At 59.2% G+C, this 16835-nt stretch carries 18 protein-coding genes; 9 read left to right on the top strand and 9 right to left on the bottom strand.

The window, feature by feature from the left end; genetic code table 11:
• Positions 1–11: 11 nt before the first annotated feature.
• Positions 12–1019, bottom strand: coding sequence for a cytochrome d ubiquinol oxidase subunit II (gene cydB, locus E3W21_RS26000; RefSeq protein ID WP_134422374.1), 1008 nt, complete (start codon positions 1017–1019; stop codon positions 12–14).
• Positions 1020–1022: 3 nt separating this feature from the next.
• Positions 1023–2462, bottom strand: a complete 1440-nt coding sequence (locus tag E3W21_RS26005; RefSeq protein WP_129441043.1) for a cytochrome ubiquinol oxidase subunit I — start codon at positions 2460–2462, stop codon at positions 1023–1025.
• A gap of 485 nt (positions 2463–2947) precedes the next feature.
• Here E3W21_RS26005 and E3W21_RS26010 point away from each other — a divergent pair, with 485 nt between their 5' ends.
• The 3 genes from E3W21_RS26010 to E3W21_RS26020 all read left to right on the top strand — a co-directional run bounded on the left by E3W21_RS26010 (position 2948) and on the right by E3W21_RS26020 (position 4851).
• The gene (locus E3W21_RS26010) at positions 2948–4186 is read left to right on the top strand and encodes an MFS transporter (RefSeq protein ID WP_134422376.1); all 1239 of its coding nucleotides are present in this window, start codon (positions 2948–2950) and stop codon (positions 4184–4186) included.
• A gap of 85 nt (positions 4187–4271) precedes the next feature.
• Positions 4272–4550: a type II toxin-antitoxin system RelE/ParE family toxin gene (locus tag E3W21_RS26015; RefSeq protein ID WP_134422378.1), complete on the top strand. Its 279-nt coding sequence runs from the start codon at positions 4272–4274 to the stop codon at positions 4548–4550.
• A 13-nt stretch (positions 4551–4563) separates the two neighbouring features.
• The gene (locus E3W21_RS26020; protein ID WP_134422380.1) at positions 4564–4851 is read left to right on the top strand and encodes a HigA family addiction module antitoxin; all 288 of its coding nucleotides are present in this window, start codon (positions 4564–4566) and stop codon (positions 4849–4851) included.
• A gap of 6 nt (positions 4852–4857) precedes the next feature.
• On the opposite strand, the gene E3W21_RS26025 is transcribed toward E3W21_RS26020, so the two are convergent.
• On the bottom strand, positions 4858–5409 hold the full coding sequence (locus tag E3W21_RS26025; protein WP_129441039.1) for a DJ-1 family glyoxalase III: 552 nt from the start codon (positions 5407–5409) through the stop codon (positions 4858–4860).
• Between the two features lie 66 nt (positions 5410–5475).
• Positions 5476–5931 carry a DUF4879 domain-containing protein gene (locus tag E3W21_RS26030; protein ID WP_134422382.1) on the bottom strand — a complete coding sequence of 152 codons (456 nt, stop codon included), beginning with the start codon at positions 5929–5931 and terminating at the stop codon, positions 5476–5478.
• 215 nt (positions 5932–6146) lie between these two features.
• Here E3W21_RS26030 and E3W21_RS26035 point away from each other — a divergent pair, with 215 nt between their 5' ends.
• Together E3W21_RS26035 and trmA are read left to right on the top strand one after the other, a co-directional pair.
• Positions 6147–7442 carry an NCS2 family permease gene (locus E3W21_RS26035; RefSeq protein WP_129441035.1) on the top strand — a complete coding sequence of 432 codons (1296 nt, stop codon included), beginning with the start codon at positions 6147–6149 and terminating at the stop codon, positions 7440–7442.
• Complete coding sequence (gene trmA / locus E3W21_RS26040; protein WP_134422384.1) at positions 7439–8518, top strand: tRNA (uridine(54)-C5)-methyltransferase TrmA; 1080 nt, start codon at positions 7439–7441, stop codon at positions 8516–8518. The genes E3W21_RS26035 and trmA overlap by 4 nt, the downstream gene beginning before the upstream one ends.
• Before the next feature lie 54 nt (positions 8519–8572).
• Here trmA and E3W21_RS26045 read toward each other — a convergent pair whose 3' ends face one another.
• The 3 genes from E3W21_RS26045 to E3W21_RS26055 all read right to left on the bottom strand — a co-directional run bounded on the left by E3W21_RS26045 (position 8573) and on the right by E3W21_RS26055 (position 9863).
• A complete protein-coding gene (locus E3W21_RS26045) occupies positions 8573–9019 on the bottom strand; it encodes a DUF2442 domain-containing protein (RefSeq protein ID WP_134422386.1) in 447 nt (148 codons plus the stop codon).
• Positions 9016–9444 (bottom strand): hypothetical protein, encoded by a 429-nt coding sequence (locus tag E3W21_RS26050; protein ID WP_056744643.1) that lies wholly within the window; start codon positions 9442–9444, stop codon positions 9016–9018. Before E3W21_RS26050 ends, E3W21_RS26045 begins: the two co-directional genes overlap by 4 nt.
• Before the next feature lie 212 nt (positions 9445–9656).
• A complete protein-coding gene (locus tag E3W21_RS26055) occupies positions 9657–9863 on the bottom strand; it encodes a 4-oxalocrotonate tautomerase family protein (RefSeq protein WP_129441029.1) in 207 nt (68 codons plus the stop codon).
• A gap of 133 nt (positions 9864–9996) precedes the next feature.
• Here E3W21_RS26055 and E3W21_RS26060 point away from each other — a divergent pair, with 133 nt between their 5' ends.
• The 3 genes from E3W21_RS26060 to E3W21_RS26070 all read left to right on the top strand — a co-directional run bounded on the left by E3W21_RS26060 (position 9997) and on the right by E3W21_RS26070 (position 12347).
• Positions 9997–10905, top strand: a complete 909-nt coding sequence (locus E3W21_RS26060; protein ID WP_134422388.1) for a LysR family transcriptional regulator — start codon at positions 9997–9999, stop codon at positions 10903–10905.
• Between the two features lie 141 nt (positions 10906–11046).
• Entirely contained in the window at positions 11047–11487 is a 441-nt protein-coding gene (gene aroQ, locus E3W21_RS26065) for a type II 3-dehydroquinate dehydratase (RefSeq protein WP_008084592.1), read from the top strand.
• Positions 11488–11492: 5 nt separating this feature from the next.
• Positions 11493–12347, top strand: a complete 855-nt coding sequence (locus E3W21_RS26070; protein ID WP_134422390.1) for a shikimate dehydrogenase — start codon at positions 11493–11495, stop codon at positions 12345–12347.
• Positions 12348–12437: 90 nt separating this feature from the next.
• Here E3W21_RS26070 and E3W21_RS26075 read toward each other — a convergent pair whose 3' ends face one another.
• A complete protein-coding gene (locus E3W21_RS26075) occupies positions 12438–13115 on the bottom strand; it encodes a TetR/AcrR family transcriptional regulator (RefSeq protein ID WP_134422392.1) in 678 nt (225 codons plus the stop codon).
• Between the two features lie 103 nt (positions 13116–13218).
• Complete coding sequence (gene quiC, locus E3W21_RS26080) at positions 13219–15120, bottom strand: 3-dehydroshikimate dehydratase QuiC (protein ID WP_134422394.1); 1902 nt, start codon at positions 15118–15120, stop codon at positions 13219–13221.
• A gap of 412 nt (positions 15121–15532) precedes the next feature.
• On the opposite strand from quiC, the gene E3W21_RS26085 reads away from it, so the two are divergent.
• Positions 15533–16834: an MFS transporter gene (locus E3W21_RS26085; protein WP_256661656.1), complete on the top strand. Its 1302-nt coding sequence runs from the start codon at positions 15533–15535 to the stop codon at positions 16832–16834.
• Position 16835 lies beyond the last annotated feature (1 nt).

Consider the following 16835-nt stretch of genomic DNA (forward strand, 5'->3'; position numbering starts at 1 on the left):
TGTCGCGTGCTCTAGTGATAGCCATCTTCGTGGGTGACCTTGCCGCGGAACACGTAGTAGCTCCAGAAGGTGTAACCCAGGATGAACGGGATGATGAACAGCGTGCCCACCAGCATGAAGCCCTGACTTTGCGGCGGTGCGGCGGCGTCCCAGATCGAGATCGACGGCGGCACGATGTTCGGCCACAGGCTGATACCCAAACCGCTGTAGCCGAGGAAGATCAGCACCAGCGTCAGCAGGAATGGCGTGTAGTTCGCATTGCGAGCCACCGCGCGGATCAGACCGTACATGGTCACCAGCACCAGGATCGGCACCGGCAGGAACCAGAACAGGTTTGGCAGGGTGAACCAGCGAGCGGCAATCTCGGCATGGGCCAGCGGGGTCCAGATACTGACGATACCGATCACTGCCAACACCACGAAAGCCAGCGGTCGAGCCAGGTCATGCATCTGCTCCTGCAACTTGCCTTCGGTCTTCATGATCAGCCAGGTGCAACCGAGCAGCGCATAAGCCACCACTAGCGCCACGCCGCAGAACAGGGTGAATGGCGTCAACCAGTCCAGTGAGCCACCGGCAAATTGGCGATTGACCACCGGCAACCCATCAATGAACGCACCCAACGCAACGCCCTGGAAAAAGGTGGCGGCGACCGAGCCACCGATGAACGCCTTGTCCCAGAGATGGCGCTTGTCGTCCCTGGCCTTGAAGCGGAACTCGAAGGCCACGCCGCGGAAGATCAGTCCGATCAGCATAAAAATCAGCGGCAGGTACAACGCCGAGAGCACCACCGAATAGGCCAGCGGGAAGGCCCCGAACAACGCTGCGCCACCCAGTACCAGCCAGGTTTCGTTACCGTCCCAGACCGGCGCGACGGTGTTCATCATGACGTCACGATCGGTCTTACCCGGAATGAACGGGAAGAGAATCCCGATCCCCAAATCGAAACCGTCCATGACCACGTACATCATGATGCCGAAGATGATGATCACGGCCCAGATCAGCGGAAGATCAATACCCATGAGTCAAATCTCCTTTGTCAGGCTGGGGCTGTGGTCGCCGTCACCGTTGTCATCGGCGGCGGACAGCGGCCGGGCCGGTGTGCGTTTCTTGCCTGGACCGCCCTCGGGCGTTTCCTTGCCTTCGTCGATCTTCGGCCCTTTGCGCACCAGGCGCATCATGTAGCCCAGACCGGCACCGAACAGCGCGAAATAGACCACGACGAACATGATCAACGTGATGCTCATCTGCATGAAGCTGTGATTGGAGGACGCATCCGCCGTGCGCATCAGGCCATAGACGACCCACGGCTGACGGCCGATTTCAGTGGTGAACCAACCGGCGAGGATCGCGATCAGGCCGGATGGCCCCATCCACAACGCCAGGTACAGGAACGGCCGCGAGGTATAGAGCTTGTCGCGTTTACGCAGCCACAGGCTCCACAGACCGGTGAAGATCATCAGCATGCCCAGACCCACCATGATCCGGAACGACCAGAACACAATGGTCGAATTCGGCCGGTCTTCAGGCGGGAATTCCTTGAGTGCCGGGACCTGTTTGTCCAGCGAGTGCGTGAGGATCAGGCTGCCCAGGTACGGAATCTCTACCGCGAATTTGGTCTTCTCGGCTTTCATGTCCGGCCAGCCGAACAGGATTAGCGGAGTCGGTTCATCACCGACGTTTTCCCAGTGGCCTTCAATCGCGGCGATTTTCGCCGGCTGATGCTCAAGCGTATTCAGCCCGTGGAAGTCACCGATGACGGCCTGAATCGGCGCCACGATCAAGGCCATCCACATGGCCATCGAGAGCATGGTGCGGATCGCCGGGTTGTCCTTGCCGCGCAGCAAATGCCAGGCCGCCGAGGAGCCGACGAAGAAGGCAGTCGCGACGAACGCTGCCGTGGCCATGTGCATCAGGCGGTACGGGAACGACGGGTTGAAGATTACTGCCAGCCAGTCCACCGGAATGACCTGGCCGTTGACGATTTCGTAGCCTTGCGGCGTCTGCATCCAGCTGTTGGAAGCGAGAATCCAGAAGGTTGAGATCAGTGTGCCGATGGCGACCATGACCGTGGCGAAGAAGTGCAGATTGCGCCCGACCTTGTTCCAGCCGAACAGCATGACACCGAGGAAACCGGCTTCGAGGAAGAAAGCGGTGAGTACTTCGTACGTCAGCAGTGGCCCGGTCACGGAGCCGGCGAAGTCCGAGAAGCGGCTCCAGTTGGTGCCGAACTGATAGGCCATGACGAGCCCGGAGACCACGCCCATGCCGAAGTTGACCGCAAAGATCTTCGACCAGAAGTGGTACAGATCGCGGTACGTGTCGTTATGGGTTTTCAGCCACAGGCCTTCGAGCACCGCCAGGTAACTCGCCAGGCCAATGGTGATGGCGGGAAATAGAATGTGAAACGAAATGGTGAACGCAAACTGCATCCGGGCGAGATCAAGTGCCTCCAAACCGAACATAAGTCTTCCTCTGTCAGGTAATACCGGCTGAAGGCTTGCGGCCTACACCCACTGCCCCCACGGATATGGAGTGTGGCGAATTTGAATTCGTTCTTTTTTTACAAACATCACAACGTAGGGAGTCTGGCCAACAGGCCTCCGGATCATTTCCACGGACGGTCTTGATCTGGATCAAGCAACGTTAAAAGAGTAGTCCCATTTTTGACGATGGACGGTGTGGTCTTTTGCCGCGTGACAGGTTGCCTCACCGCTACGGTCATAGGCAGAAACACATACCTCTGTGGGAGCGAGCTTGCTCGCGAAGCGGTGTGTCAGGCGACAGATGAGTGACTGATACGCCGCCATCGCGAGCAAGCTCGCTCCCACAGGGGGATTTCCGCGTTTTCGAGATCGGTGTCTAGCTAACGAAATTTCCCAGCCCTGCAACTTTTGGTTACAGCTTGGTGATAATCTCGACCCTCTCCTCGCTCAAGACCTGCCCTCAGATGCCCAGCCAAGCGCCCTTGCTGTTACGTCATCACCGCCCTTTTATCGCGTTCTGGCTGGCTCGGGTGTTTACCGCCAGCGGCTTTCAGATGCTCACGGTGGCCATTGGCTGGAACCTCTACCAACTGACCGGCAATGTGCTCGACCTGGGCCTGGTCGGTCTGGTGGAATTCGCCCCGCGAGTGCTGTTCATGCTGCACACCGGGCATGTCGCGGACCGCTATGACCGGCGCAAGGTCGCGGCAATCTGTCAGTCCCTGCAAGCGTTGATCGCCCTGTCGCTGGCCATCGGTAGCGCGACCGACAATGTCACCCGGGAGATGATCTTCATCCTCGCGTTCCTGCTCGGTGCCGCCCGCTCCTTCGAAATGCCGACCACTCAGGCTCTGTTGCCGAGCATCGTGCCCAGCGCGCTGTTCCCCCGCGCGGTCGCCGCCGCCCAATCCGCACAGCAATCGGCGACTATCGTTGCCCCGGCCCTCGGTGGGTTGCTTTACGCCTTCGGCGGCGTCTGGGTCTATGGCCCGACGGTAATCCTCTACATCATCGCCTGCCTGCTGATGCTCAACCTGCCTGCACGGCAGACACCGCTGAACAAGGGCAAGGCGACGCTGGAATCGTTGCTGGCGGGCATCCGCTTCATTCGCAGTCGTCCGGACATTCTCGGGGCGATTTCTCTGGATCTGTTTGCCGTCCTGCTCGGTGGCGCGACGGCGTTGCTGCCGGTGTTCGCCAAGGACATTCTGCTGACCGGCCCTTGGGGCTTGGGCCTGCTGCGTTCAGCGCCGGCAGTCGGCGCGCTGCTGATGTCGCTGTACCTGGCGAGATTTGCCGTGGAACGCAAAGTCGGACAGGTCATGTTCACCGCCGTGGGCGTGTTCGGTGTCGCGACCATTGCGTTCGGCCTGTCGACCTCATTCTGGTTTTCCCTGGCGGTGTTGGTGGTGTTGGGCGCGGCGGACATGATCAGCATGGTGATCCGCGCCTCCTTCGTGCAACTGGAAACCCCGGATGAAATGCGTGGCCGGGTCAGTGCCGTGAACGGTTTGTTCATCGGTGCTTCGAACCAGTTGGGCGAGTTTGAATCCGGCTTGACCGCCCACTGGTTCGGCACCGTGCCAGCGGTGGTCATGGGCGGTATTGGCACGTTGGTGGTGACCGGGGCGTGGATCAAACTGTTCCCGACCCTGGCTAACCGCGACCGCATGCATGTGGCGGTGGAAGAAGTGAAGGCTTGAAGAGGTTTGCCTATCACGCTTTTGCCGAACTGGTGCAATACGCAGATAGTGCATCAGGTGTAATGTATCGCCTTACACTCGTCCCATGATCAAATCCTTTCAGCACAAAGGCCTTCGTGGCTTCTATGAAACAGGTTCGACTCGTGGGATCCGCGCAGACCATGCGAAGCGTCTGTCTCGAATGCTTCAGTTCATGGACCGCGCAACGCTACCTGGCGACCTGGACCTTCCAGGATGGCGATTACACCCACTCAAGGGAGAGTTGACCGAATATTGGTCACTGAGCGTTTCGGGGAACTGGCGAGTTATTTTTCGTTTTATCGGTTCAGACATCGAACTGATCGACTATCTGGACTACCACTGAAAGGAGGCAGGACATGCCCATGCACAACCCGCCACACCCTGGCGAAACCCTTTTGATGGATGTATTGCCTGAACTTGGCATCAGCGTCACAGAGCTGGCCCGGCACCTGCGATTTGCGCGCCCGCATCTATCGCGAGTGCTGCATGGCCACGCGCCGATCAGTCCTGATTTGGCGGTACGCCTGGAGAGGGCTGGAATTGGTAAGGCCAGAATGTGGTTAGGCGTTCAGACTGACTACGATCTCTGGCAAGCGGAGCAGCGTGAGCAACCGATCATCGAACCCATTGCCGTCCACGCCTGACACTCTCTAAACCACCAACTCCCCCGCCACCGCCGCTCGCCTGGCTTTGCCGCAGAGTTGCTCCACCAGCGTCAGGGCGAATTGCAACGCCGCCCCTGAACCTTGTGCAGTGATGCAGTTGCCATCGACCACCACCGGTTGATCGACGAAGTTGCACCCCAACAGTTGATGGCTGGCCGATGGCAGGCAGGTCATGCGCCGCTGACGCAGTACGCCAAAGGCTTGCAGCGCCAGCGCCGGGGCCTCGGCGATGCCGGCGAACAGGCGCCCGGCCGCCGCCTGATCCTTGATCAATTGTTGCAGGGGTTGATGCGCCGCCAGATGTTGCGCCCCTACGGCACCGCCGGGCAGGACGATCAGATCGAACGGCTGGGCCAGCACGTCTACCAGCATCGCATCGGACGTCACTCGGGTGCCGCGCGCGCAGGTGAGCATGCGCCGTCCCTCGATGCTGGCCACCACCACTTCAACCTTGGCACGGCGCAGCACATCGATCAAGGTCACTGATTGCAGGTCATCGATGCCCTCGGCGAGGGTAATCAGAGCTCTAAAGGTCATGGGCGCAGTCCACTGGATGATCTTTAAAGCGTAGTCAGCTTTCCTGCCCCTTGTTCGAACCGGCCGTTACTTGATGTAAAGCTGCGTCGACAGCGTATTGCCGGGCGCGTTGATCGACGTGTTGCTGAAGGTGAACGTGCCTTCCTGCTTGCCTGCCAGATCGAAGACATACAAATAGCCGACGGTTTTTCTCCCGACGGTGCACTCAGTCAGGTTGCCATTATCGAAAGCACAGATAGGGGTCCGGGTGCCGTTCACCTCAAAACCATCCAGCCCAACATGCGCGCTACGACCGTAACCGACTTCCAGCACGTAGACCTTGATGTTCGGTCCGCTGTGATTGCAGCGGGTTTGCTCTTGCCCCTGCGCAATGTCTTCAAAGCCGCAGCCCGGCGACTCGACCTTGAGTACCTTCACCTGACTCAGCGGCGCCGCCGATGCAGCCGAAGCGGTGTGTGCCCCCAGGAACAAGGCGATCGCCATTGCAAATACGGCAATCAGACGTTTATTCATGCAATACATAAGTCTCCCCCAAAATCAGCGCGCAGTATGGCGCACTTGGCTTTACCGCAAAACATCGACGACGATCGCAGCCATAAGCAGCCATAGCCCCACGCGGCTGGTATGATGCGCGGCTTTTTCCGACCCTCAGAAAATTACCAGGCGCCAGCAGCGGTCTGTGCTTTGCTGTTGAGGTCGATACATTCACGGCGCCTTGCGCGCCACGGGGAGCAGACATGCTGGAAAGGCTGTTTCAACTCAAGGCACACAACACCAACGTGCGGACCGAGATACTGGCGGGCGTCACGACCTTTTTGGCCATGGCCTACATTCTGTTCGTCAACCCGAGCATCCTCGGCGAGACCGGCATGGACAAGGGCGCGGTGTTCGTCGCCACGTGTCTGGCAGCCGCCATCGGCTCCACGGTGATGGGCCTGATCGCCAACTACCCGATCGCTCTCGCCCCGGGAATGGGCCTGAACGCCTTCTTTACCTACACCGTGGTCCTGCACATGGGCCACACCTGGCAAGTGGCGCTGGGTGCGGTATTCATCTCGGCAGTGCTGTTTTTCCTGCTGTCGATCTTCCGCATCCGCGAATGGATCATCAACAGCATCCCGTTGCCGCTGCGTTCGGCGATTGCCGCCGGTATCGGTCTGTTCCTGGCCCTGATCGCCCTGCATAACGCGGGCATCGTGGTGAGTAACCCGGCAACCATGGTCGGCCTCGGCGATTTGAAACAACCGGCCCCGATCCTTGCGACCCTCGGCTTTGCCCTGATCGTGGCGCTTGAAGCGCTTAAAGTGCGCGGCGCGGTACTGATTGGCATTCTGGCGGTGACCATCGTTTCGATCCTGATGGGTTTCACCCCGTTCGGCGGCGTGATGTCGATGCCGCCGTCCCTGGCCCCGACCTTCCTGCAACTGGACATCAAGGGCGCCCTGGACATCGGGCTGGTCAGCGTGATCTTCGCCTTCCTGTTCGTTGACCTGTTCGACAACTCCGGCACCCTGATCGGCGTCGCCAAGCGCGCTGGCCTGATGGGCAAGGACGGCCACATGCCGAAAATGGGTCGCGCCCTGATCGCCGACAGTACCGCGGCCATGGCCGGTTCGCTGCTGGGCACTTCGACCACTACCAGCTACATCGAATCCGCAGCCGGCGTGAGTGCCGGTGGCCGCACCGGCCTGACCGCCGTTGTCGTGGCGATTCTGTTCCTGTTGGCGCTGTTTTTTTCGCCATTGGCGGCCAGCATTCCAGCCTTTGCTACCGCGCCTGCACTGCTGTTCGTCGCGGTACTGATGACATCCGGCCTGGCCGAAATAGACTGGGACGACATCACCGTCGCAGCACCGGTCGTGGTCACTGCTCTGGCCATGCCGTTCACTTATTCCATCGCCAACGGCATCGCCTTCGGTTTCATCTCCTGGACCGCGATCAAGTTGCTGTCCGGCCGCGGCCGTGAGCTGAACCCGGCACTGGTGATTCTGTCGATTCTGTTCGTGATCAAGTTGGGTTGGTTCAACGCATGACTTTTGATTCCAAGGCTTACGCCGTTCAGCTCGAAGAGAAGGTCACGCGCCTGCGTGACCTGTTGGCCCCGTTCGGTGCGCCAGAACCTGCGGTGTTCGACTCGCCGCTGCAGAATTTTCGCCTGCGCGCCGAATTCCGCCTGTGGCGCGAAGCCGGTGAGCGTCACTACGCGATGTTTTCCCAGGAAGACAAGCGCACGCCGATCCTGATCGAAGAATTCCCGATCGCCAGCCTGCGCATCAACGAGTTGATGCCGCAACTGAAAGCGGCATGGCAAGCCAGTGCGGCTCTTAGCCACAAGTTGTTCCAAGTGGAGTTCCTGACCACCCTGGCCGGCGATGCGATGATCACGCTGTGCTATCACCGCCCGCTGGACGAGCACTGGCATGCGGCAGCGTCGAAACTGGCAGCTGACCTGAACGTCAGCGTCATCGGCCGCTCCAAGGGCAAACGCGAAGTGATCGGTCACGATTACGTGGTCGAGCAGATGGACGTCGGCGGTCGCACCTTCAGCTATCGCCAGCCGGAAGGCGCGTTCACCCAGCCCAACGGCACCGTGAACCAGAAGATGCTCAACTGGGCTTACGACTCACTCGGTGATCGCTCCGACGATTTGCTGGAGCTGTATTGCGGCAACGGCAACTTCACCTTGCCGCTCGCGACGCGCGTACGCAAAGTGCTGGCCACTGAAATCAGCAAGGCGTCGGTCAATGCCGCGTTGAGCAATCTCAGCGAAAACGCTGTGGATAACGTCACCCTGGTGCGCTTGTCCGCCGAGGAGCTGACCGAAGCCCTGAACGAAGTTCGTCCGTTCCGTCGTCTGCACGGTATCGATCTGAAGAGCTACGAGTTCGGTAGCGTCTTCGTCGATCCGCCTCGCGCCGGCATGGATCCGGACACCTGCGAGCTGACCCGTCGCTTCGACAACATCCTCTACATCTCCTGCAACCCGGAAACCCTGGCGGCCAACATCGCCCAGTTGCACGACACCCATCGCATCACCCGATGCGCAATGTTCGACCAGTTCCCGTGGACCCATCACATGGAATCCGGGGTCTTGTTGACCCGCCGGTAATTGTCAGTACCAGATATAAACCAGCCGTCATCACGACGGCTTTTTTGTGCGTGCTTAAAGGGGGATATCTGTCTTGCGCGGACGCCCGCCCTTACGGCCATTCGCCCGCGCAGCCTCTGCTTTGGCGGCGCTACTTTGGCGACCATTGCGCGAGGCGATGACCGACGCGGCCATATCCATCAGCGGCTTGCTGGCCGAAACCATCCCGGCGATGGAGACCTGCAGATCCTTGCCCTCGTGGCAAAGGGCTGTCCCGGAAAAGCCGACTTTCAGGTCTGCGAAATCCTCGACGTCGAAATCATCGAACTCCGGATAGTGCCGCACGGGCAACAGCACGCCACTGCCATCAATGAAATTGACCGCCAGGCGCGGTTCCACAAAGGTCACCGAAGTCGCCCGCAAACCGCCTTTGTGACGCACTTGGCCACGCTGGATGGCTTCATCCAGCACGGCTTCGGTTACGGGCCGATCCACCAACATTTTTGCTGTTATCGTTTTCATAGTTCGATCTCCACGCCCTCCGGAACGCCCATCAGCGCCAGTAGGGTCTTGTTCGTCTCGGGCTCATAGCAAGCCGAGCCAATCATGCAGGTCGTACTGGCGACCCTTTTTACCACCACGACTTCGCTGGTTTGCCAGTCCCATATCTGATGATCGAGGCAGACCGTGTGCAGCTTGTCCCACCAGATACACCGAGCGCGGCGCAAATGAGCGGGTTGTCCGAGCGCGTGACGCAACCCTTCCAGCACCGCCACAGGTGGCCTGCGAGAATGAGGAACCACGTCCCACAGTTCGACACTGTTGTGCCAGAAGCTGAATTTGAAGCGCGCACTCCAGGTTCCGGCATCCACATGTGCATGCGGCGGGCAGTGCTCATCGCGCAACATGATCACCATTGAAAACCCTTTGTAGCTGAATAATCTCATGCTAACCCATCCGTTAGGTTAATGAGCCCGAAGACCCGACACTCCCTGGAAAAACCGATAACTGGCGCTGTGTTGAATCATCACTGCGACTTTTGAGACTAGCGCCAAGGCTCGGCTCGAGCCGGTGGAGAACACCGCAAAATGGTAAGCAATCCTTTCCTCGTGCCTACAAAAAGCCGTCCCGAGGACGGCTGTCTTGGCTTGTCAGGGAATCAACCCGACTGGTTTTTTCGATACTCGGTGGTGGTGATGCCCGCATACCCCCAGTTATCCGTGTCGACTTCCTCGATCACAATGTGGGTCAGCTCCGGAGGCTTACCGAGGACTCGCTGCAAGGTGTCGGTGATTTCAGCGATGACCTGGGCCTTCTGCTCCCGGGTCACACCATCGCGGGTAATACGTACGCTGACGAAAGGCATGCTGGTTCTCCTGTTTGCTGATTAAGAAAGGCTTAGTGCTTGCCGCTGCTCATCACCAACTCTCTGTATCTGTGTGCAGGCATCTGATAAATACTGACTCACACACTTCATTTGATCCCCGGTGTAATCAATCATGCAGCGACAATTCGACGATCTTCAGCTGGGCAGCATCGAACTGTTTTGTCTGGCCGCTGAAGCCGGCAGCTTTACCGCCGCCGCGCTGGTGGCTGGTGTGACGCCGGCAGCCGTGAGCCGTTCGGTGTCGCGCATGGAGGAACGCCTGGGCGTGCGGTTGTTCGCCCGCACCACCCGCAGCGTCAAACTGACCGACAGTGGTCGGCGGTATTACGAGGAATGTCGCCAGGCGCTGGCGCAACTGGTCGAGGCCCAGCGCGAGGTCATGGGCCAGCAGCAGCCGTCCGGCACCTTACGCATCAGCATTCCCACCACCTATGCCCATCACCGGATTTTGCCGTTGTTGCCGGCATTTCGGGCACGCTTTCCAGCGGTGAAGGTCGAGTCGCACATCAGCAATCGCAACATCGATTTCGTCGGCGAAGGCTATGACATGGCGATCCGCGTGCGGGCGATTCCGGATTCCGGCCTAATCGCCCGACAGTTGGAAGACGCCGCGTTGGTGATGATTGCCAGTCCTGATTACCTGAAGCACGCGGGCATTCCACAAACGCTGGATGATCTTAAACAGCACGAGTGCATCCAGTACGAATTGCCCAGCAGCGGTCGGCGGATTGCCTGGCTGTTCAACGACAATGGCGTGCACCGGGAGATTCTGGCCGGGGGCAATCTCAGTTGTTCCGACGATGTGCTGGGCGGCGTGACCCTGGCCAAACACGGGGCGGGATTGTTTCAGACCTATCGCTTCATCGTCGAAAACGAACTGGCAGATGGTTCGCTGGTGGAAGTGCTCAAGCCGTATGGCGGACGCTCGCGACCGTTCACCCTGCTCTACCCGCAAACTCGCCATATGCCGTTGCGTTTGAGGGCGTTCATCGATTTTCTGGTGGAGCATCTGCCCCGCTGAAAAGCCGAAACCGTCCGATCACCGCACACATTAACCCTGAGAACCGCCTCTTCAATTGACCAAATTAACCAGCTAGTACAATTTATCTCCACAGGCTGAAACCCTCGGCCAATGCCAAAAATAATAAGTGGAGAGACTCCAATGCCCCCTATCGTTCTGGTGCTCAACGGCCCGAATCTGAACCTGCTCGGCACCCGTGAACCGGCGACTTACGGCCACGAAACCCTGGCCGACATCTCAGCGTTGTGCGGTCGTGCCGCCGAAGAGTTCGGCCTGGCGGTGGAGTTTCGCCAGACCAATCATGAAGGCGAACTGCTCGACTGGATTCACGCCGCGCGCGGCCGTTGTGCCGGGATCGTCATCAATCCAGCCGCCTGGACCCACACCTCGGTCGCGATCCGCGATGCCCTGGTCGCCAGCGAATTGCCGGTGATCGAAGTCCACCTGTCCAACGTTCATGCCCGCGAGCCCTTCCGCCACCACTCTTTTGTGTCGGCCATCGCCACGGCGGTGATGGCCGGTTTCGGCAGCCACGGCTATCGCCTGGCGCTGGAACATTTCAGTCAACGTTTGAAGGGGTGAAGGCCGTGACTCAGACCAACGCTGTACTGGCCGGACTGATCGGCGCCGGCATCCAGGCTTCTCGCACCCCGGCGCTGCACGAGCATGAAGGCGATGCCCAGGGTTTGCGTTACCTCTATCGCCTGATCGATCTGGACCAGTTGAAACTCGACAGCGGCGCCCTGTCCGACCTGTTAATAGCCGCCGAGCGGATGAATTTCACTGGCCTGAACATCACCTTTCCGTGCAAGCAGACGATCATCCCGCTGCTCGACGAGTTGTCACCAGAAGCCCGCGGTATTGGGGCGGTGAACACGGTTGTGCTGAAGGACGGCAAACGCATAGGCCATAACACCGATTGCCTGGGTTTCGCCGAAGGTTTCCGTCGTGGCTTGAAGGGCGTTGCCCTTGAGCGCGTCGTGCAAATGGGCGCCGGTGGCGCTGGCGCGGCAGTGGCCCATGCCCTATTGAGTGAAGGTGTACAGCTGCTGAACATTTTTGACGTGGACATCAGCCGTGCCCAGAGCCTGGCGGACAATCTCAATCAACATTTCGGCGTTGGCCGGGCTGTGGCGGGTCATGATTTGCCGAGCACCTTGGCCCAGGCTGACGGTCTGGTGAACACTACCCCCATGGGCATGAAAAAACTGCCGGGCATGCCCGTACCGATGGAACTGCTGCGAGGTGAGTTATGGGTGGCGGAGATCGTTTACTTCCCGCTGGAAACCGAACTGCTGCGCAACGCCCGCGCGTTGGGTTGCCGAACGCTGGATGGCGGCAACATGGCCGTGTTTCAGGCGGTGAAGGCGTTTGAGTTGTTCAGCGGCGTGGTGCCGGATGCGCAGCGGATGCTGGAGCATTTTCAGAGCATGAATGGTTAAACATCAAAAGATCGCAGCCTGCGGCAGCTCCTACAGTGGATGGCGTACATTCTGTAGGAGCTGCCGCAGGCTGCGATCTTTTAAAATGAATCAAGCCTGCAGATACCGCAAAACCGACTCGCAAATCATCTCGCGATGACGCTGCTTGATGCTTTCGTCCGGCAAGTCGACCTGAAAGATCTCACCGAAAGTATGGCGGTTCGACACGCGATAGAAACAGAACGAGCTGATCAGCAGATGCACATCCAACGGATCGAGCCCGGAGCGGAACACACCTTCCTCAGCACCGCGACGCAAAATCTCGCCCAGTGAATCGAGGATGGTGTTGTTCATCGCCTTGATCGCATCGGAGCGCTTCACGAATTCAGCGTTGTGAATGTTCTCGATGCTGACAATCCGCACAAAATCGACGTTGCGATCATGGTGGTCGAAAGTGAATTCCACCAGCCGCCGAATCGCTTCCACCGGCGCCAGTTCGGTCAGGTGCAGACGGTTTTCGGTGCTGCGGATATCGCCGTAGAGCTTCTCCAGCACCTCGACGTAGAGCTGTTCCTTACTGCCGAAGTAGTAATAGATCATGCGTTTTGAGGTGTGGATGCGCTCGGCAATCGCATCGACGCGAGCGCCGGAAAGCCCCTGCTGGACGAACTCGACAATCGCCTCTTGAAGGATATTTTCGCGGGTCTTTTCCGGGTTGTTCTTGCGACTCTTGCGCGGCTCGACAATCGGTTCGTCGGGCGCGGCGGAGAGTTCTGAAGTTATCGTCATTGCGGGCTCACGGCCATCACTGCACAGGTTGTGCGATTATGGGCCGCGCCGCACAGTGAAGGAAGTCGCGCGGCGGCGGTTTGTACCCGTGTTTACGATTTTCCTACAACTTTGCCTGACGTACGGCACCGCTTCGAGACTTGGCCATGGCCGCCAGTCGCACCGCGACGTTGGCTGCTCCGTAACCTGCGTAGCCATTCTTGCGCTGGATAATTTCAAAGAAGAACCGCCCTTCAAACGGTTCGGTATACACATGGAACAGCTCGCCACCTTGGGCATCGCGGTCGTAGAGCACGTTGTAATAGGCCAGTTCGCTGAGGAACTCGTCGTCGAAATCGAACCGCGCGGCGAGGTCATCGTAGTAATTGAGCGGGATATCCAGCAGCGGTACGCCCGCCTCCTTGGCCCGGCTGACTTCGGCAAAGATGTCGTCGCAATCGAAGGCGATGTGATGCACACCGGAGCCGCGATAACTCGACAGCGCGTGTGAGATCGCGGTGTTGCGGTTCTCGGAAATGTTCAGCGGCAGGCGGATCGAACTGTCCCGGCTGCGCAGCGCCCGACTCTTCACCAGGCCGTACGGGTCAGGCAGCACCACTTCATCGTCGGCCTCAAAATCCAGCAGGCTTTTATAGAACAGCACCCAACTGTCGAGGCTGTCGGCCGGCAGCGCCATGGCCATATGGTCGATGCGCTTGAGGCCGCCACTGGCCACGGCAGTGGGTTGCAGGTTGAAGTCGGTGCCATAGACATCGGCGTCCTGGTCCACCAGATAAATCAGGCTGCCATCCGGCGCGCGCACCGCAGCGAGTTCCAGTTCATTGGGGCCGACCAGTCCGCGATACGGCTGACCTTTGTAAGCCACGGCTCGGGCAAGAGCGCTGGCGCTGTCCTTGACCCGCACGGCGGTGGCGCACAGCGAGGGGCCGTGAGCCTCGAAAAAACTGTGGGCGAACGAGTAAGGCTCGGAGTTGAGGATCAGGTTGATATCCCCCTGACGCAGCAGGCTCACGCTCTTGGAACGATGTTGCCCTGCCTTGACGAAGCCCAGCCGCTCCAGCCAATGGGACAGCTTGGCGCCAAGGCTTTCGTCCACGGCGAATTCAAGAAACTCGATGCCGTTGTACTCGCTGGCCTTGGGCGTCTCGAACAGAATGTCGGGGTTGACCGTTGGTTTGGTTTCCTGCGCCAGCCGCTCGTGGGTTTTCTCTTCCAGGTACAGCAACGACCGCAAACCGTCGGCAGCATTGGCCCGTGGCGGCGCGGCGCGGAAGCCGTCGTTGAAGATCTCCAGCGACAACGGCCCGGTGTAACCGCTCTTGATGATCGGCGCGAGGAAACCCGGCAGATCGAATTCACCCTGGCCCGGGAAACAGCGGAAATGCCGGCTCCACTCCAGCACGTCCATGGCCAGGATCGGCGCGTCGGCCATTTGCACGAAGAAAATCTTGTCGCCGGGAATCTCGGCAATCGCGCTCGGATCACCCTTGAGCGACAGCGTGTGAAAGCTGTCCAGCAACACGCCGAGGTTTGGATGATCAGCCTGACGGACGATGTTCCACACCTGTTGATAAGTGTTCACGTGGCGGCCCCAGGCCAGCGCTTCATAGCCGATCCGCAAACCACGAGCACCGGCGTGTTCGGCCAGCAGGCGCAAGTCGTCGACTAAAATCTGCTCATCGCCGATGGCGTCGGCCGAGGCGTTGCTGCACACCAGCACCAGGTCCGTGCCCAGTTCCTGCATCAGGTCGAACTTGCGCTCGGCCCGCTCCAGGTTGCGCGGCAGGCGGTCGCGGCGGCAGCCCTCGAAATCCCGGAAGGGTTGAAACAGCGTGATCGCGATCCCGAGATCGGCGCACATCTGTTTAATTTCCCGCGGGCTGCCGTCGTAGTAGAGAAGGTCATTCTCGAAAATCTCTACCCCGTCAAAACCGGCGGCGGCGATGGCTTCAAGTTTTTCCGGCAGGGTACCGCTCAAGGACACGGTGGCAATGGAACGCTGCATATTTCGACTCCGGTGGTGGAGACAATCTTGTTAGGGGCATTGCACGCTTTGCTTTTATGTAGGAGCTGCCGAAGGCTGCGATCTTTTGATGCTGGTTTTTAAGATCAAAAGATCGCGGCCTCGTTTCACTCGACAGCTCCTACAGGGATCGCGTTTATCTTGGAGTGAATTATTGGGTGCAAGATCCCGCACAGCAATTCAAAGTGTACTACCCGGTTAGTTTTGCGTGCGATTATCGAACACAATGCCCCTCGGCGAATTGACGATTTTTCGTCCACTGCGCAACATCAACGCCACATTGGGTCCGGCCGTAAACAACAGGACCCGGTTACCAAAGACCCAGAACACCACATAAAAATAATCGGTGGCCTACATGACTCCTTCTCAAAGCTCTCCCGTGGAGCGTTCCTCCATGACTCCTGCCACTGGCGGCATCGGCGATAAAATCCGCGGCGCCATGGCGGTCGGCAAAACCCGTTGGGGCATGCTGGCGCTGGTGTTCTTCGCCACCACCCTGAACTACATCGACCGCGCCGCCCTCGGCGTGATGCAGCCTATCCTCGCCAAGGAAATGAGCTGGACGGCGATGGACTACGCCAACATCAACTTCTGGTTCCAGGTCGGCTACGCCATCGGTTTCGTGCTGCAAGGCAGGTTGATCGATCGGGTCGGCGTCAAGCGCGTGTTCTTCTTCGCCGTGCTGCTCTGGAGCCTGGCGACCGGCGCCCATGGCCTGGCCACTTCGGCCGTTGGCTTCATGGTCTGCCGATTCATTCTGGGACTGACGGAAGCCGCCAACTACCCGGCGTGCGTGAAGACTACCCGGTTGTGGTTCCCGGCCGGCGAACGCGCCGTGGCCACCGGCATTTTCAACGCAGGGACCAACGTCGGTGCGATGTTCACCCCCATGTTGTTGCCGCTGATCCTCCATGTCTGGGGCTGGCAGGCCGCGTTCCTGTGCATGTCGGCACTGGGCGGGATCTGGTTGCTGTTCTGGGGCTTGAAGTACTTCAACCCGGAAGATCACCCGAGCGTTAAACAATCGGAATTGGATTACATCCAGAAGGAAGTAGAGCCGGAACAATCCCGCGTACCGTTCTCGAAAATCCTGCGCATGCGTGGCACCTGGGCCTTCGCCCTGGCTTACGCGATCACCGCGCCGGTGTTCTGGTTCTACCTCTACTGGCTGCCGCCGTTCCTCAATCAGCAATACAACCTGGGGATCAACGTGACCCAGATGGGTATCCCGCTGATCATCATTTACCTCACTGCCGATTTCGGCAGCGTCGGCGGCGGGATCCTGTCCTCGTTCCTGATCGGCCGTGGTGTCAACCCGATCAAGGCGCGGCTGATGTCCATGTTCCTGTTCGCCTGCTGCATCGTCGGCGTGATCATGGCGGCGGGCTCGAGCAGTCTGTGGGTCGCGGTGTTCGCCATCTCCCTGGCCATCGGTGCGCACCAGGCCTGGACCGCGAACATCTGGAGCCTGGTGATGGACTACACGCCTAAACACATGATGAGCACGGTGTTCGGCTTCGGTGGCATGTGCGCGGCTATCGGAGGGATGTTCATGACCCAGTTGGTCGGCCACATTCTGACGGTCACCAACAACAACTACACCGTGCTGTTCACCATGATTCCGGCGATGTACTTCATCGCGCTGATCTGGATGTACTTCATGGCACCGCGCAAGATTCCTACCGTCACCCCGTAAA

The organism is Pseudomonas sp. F01002 (genome assembly GCF_004402115.1).
GTDB classification, from domain to species: Bacteria; Pseudomonadota; Gammaproteobacteria; order Pseudomonadales; family Pseudomonadaceae; genus Aquipseudomonas; species Aquipseudomonas frigoris.